Genomic DNA, 5391 nt, shown 5'->3' on the forward strand with positions numbered 1-5391 from the left:
TTGACGGGGCTGGGAGTTCAAACCGGCCTGTTCGAGGATCAGTCGGAGTCGCCGACGGCCCCTTCCGGGCGACTTTGATCCTGCCCGCCTGAGGGGAAACGTCGATCGGGATGAAACAAGCCCTCAATCGCCGTCCCTTGAGAAGAACGGTTTCGCGGAGCGGTCGAGCCAAGCCGAAACGCACATTCAAACCCACGGTCATCCGGGCTCGGCCCGGACCGCTCCGCGTCCTCCTCAACCACTCAGCGGATGTTCCGCGTGAGACAGCGAAGCTGCGTCTTCACAAAGCTTCCCCTGTGGGGGAGGTGTCGGCGAAGCCGACGGAGGGGGGCGTGATCGGATTATGGCCAGCTCTAAGATCTTCGATCCCAAAACTCCCCCCAGCGATCGCTGCGCGATCGCCTCCCCCACAGGGGGAGGCTTGGGAACCTCAGCCCTCGGCCACGGTCCCGACCCCGAACTGGATCCAGACGGCCTTGTCCTTGAAGTTCTTCTGGACGAAGGCGGCGTGGATCTCGCGTTCCGCCTCGGTGGAGCGCGGGGCCAGCGGCCGGGGGCGGGCGCCGTACGAGCCGGCGCGGGCCGCCGAAACGGCGTTGACGGCGACCACCGCCGTCAGCTCCAGCGCCCGCTCCTTGCCGCCCTGCAGCTCGAGATAGACCTCGGCCAGCAGGTGGGCGTCGATCAGGGCGCCGTGCTTGTCGCGGCTGTCGAGGCTGATCTTGAAACGCTTACAGAGCGCGTCGAGCGAGTTGTACATGCCCGGGAAGCGCTTCTTGGCCATGGCCAGGGTGTCGACCCAGCGGCTTTCCGGCAGCGGGCCGCGATTGCACTTCTCCAGCTCGAAATTGACGAAGCTGCGGTCGAAGGCGGCGTTGTGGGCGATCACCGGCGAATCGCCGACGAACTCCAGGAAGCGGTCGGCGATCTCGTGAAACTTGGGCTTGCCGGTCAGGAACTCGATCGACAGGCCGTGAACCTTCTGGGCCTCGGCCGGCATGTCGCGCAGGGGGTCGCAATATTCGTGGAACGACCGGCCCGTGGGCATGTAGTCGACCACCTCGATGCAGCCGATTTCGACCAGCCGATCGCCGGTCTTGGGGTCGAAGCCGGTGGTTTCGGTATCGAGGATGATTTCCCGCGCCATCCGATTTCAATGGCCTTGTTCGTCGCCGTCTTCAAGCGGAGCCACGGCTCTAAGACGAGTCAGGATGTCGCGGACCTGGTCGCGGGCGGCGTCCAGGCCCCGGCCGGTGTCGATCACGAAATCGGCCCGGGCCCGCTTTTCGGCGTCGGGCGTCTGGCGGGCCAGGATGGCCTCGAACTTGGCGGGATCCATGCCGGCCCGGGCCAGGACCCGCTCGCGCTGCACGTCGGCGGGGGCCGAGACGACCACCACCTTGTCCACCTTCTTGTGGCCGCCGGTCTCGAAGAGGAGGGGGATGTCGAGCACGACGACGTCGGCGCCCTGGGCCTGGGCGTCCTCGAAGAAGCCGATCCGGTGGGCGCCGACCAACGGGTGGACGATCGACTCCAGGACCGCCAGGGCCTCGGAATTACCCATCACCGCTGCACTGAGCTTGGTGCGGTCGATCGAGCCGTGGACGACCACGCCTGGAAAGGCCGCCTGCACCGGGGCGACCGCCGCCCCGCCGCTGGCATAGAGGGCGTGCACGGCGGCGTCGGAATCGTAGACCGGCACGCCGGCCTCGACGAACATCTTGGCGGTGGTCGACTTGCCCATGCCGATCGACCCGGTGAGGCCCAGGACGATCATGTCGCGGCGTCTCCCAACTGGGCGAGAGCGAGGGCTCGGACATCGACCTCGGCCGGCGGCGTGACGCCGAAGAAGGTCTCGAAGCTGGGAACCGCCTGGCGCAGCAGCATCTCCAGTCCGTCCACCGTCCGGCGGCCCGCCGCCTCGGCCCGCCGCAGGAACTCGGTGCGCAGCGGCTTGTACACCATGTCGACGACCACGGCGTTGGCGGGCGTCAGCTCCAGCCGCGCGGCCGGGCCGGTCCCGCCGCCCAGGCCCAGCGACGTGGCGTTGATCACCAGGCCGGCCTGGGCCAGCAGGGCGTCGAGCTCCTGTTCGGACGCGGCCTCGACCACGCCGCCGATCGAGGTCGCGATGGACTGGGCCCGGGCGAAGGTGCGGTTGACGATGCTGACCTTGGGCGCGCCGGCCAGGGCCAGGGCGGCGGCCGCGCCTCGAGCCGCGCCGCCGGCGCCCAGGATCACCACCGGCGAGGCGGCCAGGTCGAAGCCCGGCGCCTGGACGGCGATCGCGCCGATCAGGCCGGGGCCGTCGGTGTTGTCGGCCGTGATCGTCCCGTCGGCCTCGAAGATCAGCAGATTGGCGGCGCCGGCCAACTTGGCCAGGTCGCTGCAGCGATCGGCGCAGGCCAAAGCCTGTTCCTTGAACGGGATGGTGACGTTGAGACCCCGGATCGCCCCGCCGCGCAGGCCTTCGACGAAGGTCTCGAAATTATCCTCGCCCGGCGCGAACGGCACATATGCGGCGTCCAGCCCGGCCGCGGCGATCCAGGCGTTGTGGATCACCGGGCTCATCGAATGGCGGATCGGCTGGCCGCAAACGCCGGCGACGATGGCGGATCCGGTAATGCTCATGCCTCGAGGGCCCCATGAAGACGCAGGAAATCGAACAGGCCGACGATCGGCAGGCCGAGAATGGAGAAATAGTCGCCGTCGATGCGGTCGAACATCTGCACGCCCTCGCCCTCGAGGAAGTAGCAGCCGACCGAGGACAGGACGTCGGGCGCGTTGCGCTCCAGATAGTCGTCCAGCCAGACGTCGCTGARGTTTCGGACCGATAGTTTGGTGGTCTCGACCACCCGCCAGATCGGCCGGCCGTCGCGGGCCACGACCACGGCCGAGTGCAGCTTGTGGACCTTGCCGCGCAGTTGGATCAGCCGTTCGCGGGCGGCCTCCACCGTGTCGACCTTGTCGAACAGGGCGCCGTCCAGCTCCAGGGTCTGGTCCGAGCCGATCACCAGGCCGGGGCGCTTGGTGGAAACCTTGAACGCCTTCAGCTCGGCCAGGGCGTCGGCCACTTCGCGAGGCGAGGCGCCCTCGGCCAGCAGGCCCGCCTTGGCGGCGTCCTCGTCGACGCCCGAACCGACCGCCGTGAACGCGACGCCGGCGTTGCGCAGGATCGCCTGGCGAGCGGCGCTTTTGGACGCCAGGGTGATGGGGGGTGAACTCATCCCAGCACCTCGACCTGGCCGCGGCCGCCCGACAGCAGGTTGATGATCGCCGCCGCCGTCTCCTCGACCGATCGCCGGGTGACGTCGATGATCGGCCAGCCCTGTTTCTCGAACAGCCGACGCGCGGCGATGATTTCGGCCCGGACCGCATCGGTCTCGACATAGTCGCTCTCGCGGTTCTCCTTCAGCGACAGCAGGCGGTTGCGGCGGATCTGGATCAGCCGCTCGGGCGTGGTCATCAGGCCGACGATCAGGGTGTTCTTCAGGGTGAACAGCTCCTCGGGCGGCGGGCGGCCCGGCACCAGCGGCACATTGGCGGCCCGGACCCCGCGGTGGGCCAGATAGATGCAGGTCGGCGTCTTGGACGTGCGCGACACGCCCACCAGGATGACGTCGGCCTGGGTCAGATCCTGGCCGCCCTGGCCGTCGTCATGGGCGATGGCGTAGTCCAGGGCCTCGATGCGGTCGAAATAGTCGTTGTTCAGGGCGTGCTGGGCGCCGACCCGGGTGGAGATCCGCGCGCCCAGATAGCGCGACATGGCGCTGACCACCGGATCGAGGGCGGCGATGCACGGCATCTCCAGCCGCCGGCAGCCTTCCTCCAGGGCCGAGCGCAGGTTCGGGTCGATGATGGTGTGCATGACCACGCCCGGCGCGCCGGCGATTTCCTCCAGCGCCCGGTCCAGCTGGCGCGTGGAACGGACCAGCGCATAGATGTGTTCAATCGGCAGAATGTCGGTGAAACGGGCGCAAACGGCCCGCGCCATCGCGTTCAGGGTCTCGCCCGTCGAGTCCGACACCAGGTGAATATGGAAGTAGGTCGCGAAGCGCGGCGCGGTTCTTTCACCCTCGGGGGCGCCAGCTTCCTGTGGATCATCCGTTAACGGTTGCTTAACCACTGGCCTGGCCCCTGGGGATGAGCGGGGGTGAATCCCGGCTCGTTACGGTGCGTCGAACTGCCCCTGTGTTAAACGGTCGCGTTGATCGCGGACAATCCCCAGTCTCAGATCGTCACCACAGGCCGTGCACTTCCGATTCCCCCAGACCGGGGATGAGCAAACGCTCATGGTTACGGCGCCGTTAGCCATCTTAACGTTTCATTAGGAATTACGAAGCGCTAGCGGACTATCCCCATAGTTCACAGGCCCGTACCCACATGTGGGCCGAGCTGGGATGGATTTGCGATGGGCAGGGGGCATGGTGCGTCGCAACGGGGTTTTCCCCGTTAGGCACTTGCTCACCATCTCCTACAATTTTCCTTAAAATATTCTTAAAGAGAGAAGGAAGAAGGGAAGAAGGCCTCCGGGGCGATACGGGCTTGAGCCCACGGGCCTGAGGGGATTTAAGGCCTGACATGACCTCGCTCTCGAAATCCGCCGTCCAGCCCAAGCTCCTCTCCGTCCTGGAGGGCACGAGCGCCGAACGTCCGCCCGTGTGGTTCATGCGGCAGGCGGGACGTTACCTGCCGGAATATCGAGCCGTTCGCGCCACCGAGCCGACCTTCATCGATTTCTGCCTGAACCCGGAGAAGGCCGCCGAGGTGACCCTGCAGCCGATGCGGCGGTTCCCCTATGACGCGGCCATCGTGTTCGCCGACATCCTGCTGATCCCCCAGGCCCTGGGCCAGAAGGTCTGGTTCGAGGCGGGCGAGGGGCCCAAGCTGGGCGAACTGCCGTCGATCGAGTCGATGCGCGACCTGACGGGCCAGGCCGGCCAGGCGCTGGGCGCGGTGGGCGAGACCTTGAGCCGCGTGCGGTCGGCGCTGGAGCCCGAGCGGGCCCTGATCGGTTTCGCCGGCGCCCCCTGGACCGTGGCGACCTACATGATCGAAGGCGGCTCCAGCGACCGTTCCGGCGCCCGGACCTACGCCTACCAGAACGCTGAGACGCTGGACGCCCTGATCCAGGTGCTGATCGACGCCACCATCGACTACCTGGCCATGCAGGCGGCGTCGGGCGCCCAGGTGCTGAAGCTGTTCGAGAGCTGGGCCGAGGGCCTGTCCGAGCCGCTGTTCGACCGCCTGGTGACCAAGCCGCACACCGSCATCATCGAGGGCTTGCGGGCCAGGGGCGTGACGACGCCGATCATCGGCTTCCCGCGCGGCGCCGGGACCCTGGTCGAGGCCTACGCCAAGGTCACCCCGGTCCAGGGCGTGGCGCTGGAC

General features: G+C 67.6%; 6 protein-coding genes. 1 reads left to right on the forward strand and 5 read right to left on the reverse strand.

Annotated elements, in window-relative coordinates:
• Positions 1 to 430: 430 nt before the first annotated feature.
• Genes dnaQ through AC1DZ6_RS18165 form a run of 5 tightly spaced genes read right to left on the reverse strand, consistent with a single transcriptional unit; the run spans position 431 to position 4126 of the window.
• Positions 431 to 1147 (reverse strand): DNA polymerase III subunit epsilon, encoded by a 717-nt coding sequence (gene dnaQ, locus AC1DZ6_RS18145; protein WP_477098541.1) that lies wholly within the window; start codon positions 1145 to 1147, stop codon positions 431 to 433.
• A gap of 6 nt (positions 1148 to 1153) precedes the next feature.
• Positions 1154 to 1777: a dephospho-CoA kinase gene (coaE, locus tag AC1DZ6_RS18150; protein WP_477098542.1), complete on the reverse strand. Its 624-nt coding sequence runs from the start codon at positions 1775 to 1777 to the stop codon at positions 1154 to 1156.
• Complete coding sequence (aroE, locus tag AC1DZ6_RS18155; protein ID WP_477098543.1) at positions 1774 to 2631, reverse strand: shikimate dehydrogenase; 858 nt, start codon at positions 2629 to 2631, stop codon at positions 1774 to 1776. The genes coaE and aroE overlap by 4 nt, the downstream gene beginning before the upstream one ends.
• Positions 2628 to 3227, reverse strand: coding sequence for a Maf family protein (locus AC1DZ6_RS18160; protein ID WP_477098544.1), 600 nt, complete (start codon positions 3225 to 3227; stop codon positions 2628 to 2630). The genes aroE and AC1DZ6_RS18160 overlap by 4 nt, the downstream gene beginning before the upstream one ends.
• The gene (locus AC1DZ6_RS18165) at positions 3224 to 4126 is read right to left on the reverse strand and encodes a pyruvate, water dikinase regulatory protein (RefSeq protein ID WP_477098545.1); all 903 of its coding nucleotides are present in this window, start codon (positions 4124 to 4126) and stop codon (positions 3224 to 3226) included. Before AC1DZ6_RS18165 ends, AC1DZ6_RS18160 begins: the two co-directional genes overlap by 4 nt.
• 455 nt (positions 4127 to 4581) lie before the next feature.
• Here AC1DZ6_RS18165 and AC1DZ6_RS18170 point away from each other — a divergent pair.
• Positions 4582 to 5391 (forward strand): uroporphyrinogen decarboxylase family protein (locus tag AC1DZ6_RS18170; RefSeq protein ID WP_477098546.1); only part of this gene is annotated, 810 nt, incomplete at its 3' end.

This window comes from Caulobacter sp. P1_B12_2, from assembly GCF_056406675.1.

What these genes read in the sequence shown, in the direction of transcription:
- dnaQ (WP_477098541.1), bottom strand. Translation starts at nt 1,147, where the DNA reads ATGGCGCGGGAAATCATCCTCGATACCGAAACCACCGGCTTCGACCCC.
- coaE (WP_477098542.1), bottom strand. Translation starts at nt 1,777, where the DNA reads ATGATCGTCCTGGGCCTCACCGGGTCGATCGGCATGGGCAAGTCGACC.
- aroE (WP_477098543.1), bottom strand. Translation starts at nt 2,631, where the DNA reads ATGAGCATTACCGGATCCGCCATCGTCGCCGGCGTTTGCGGCCAGCCG.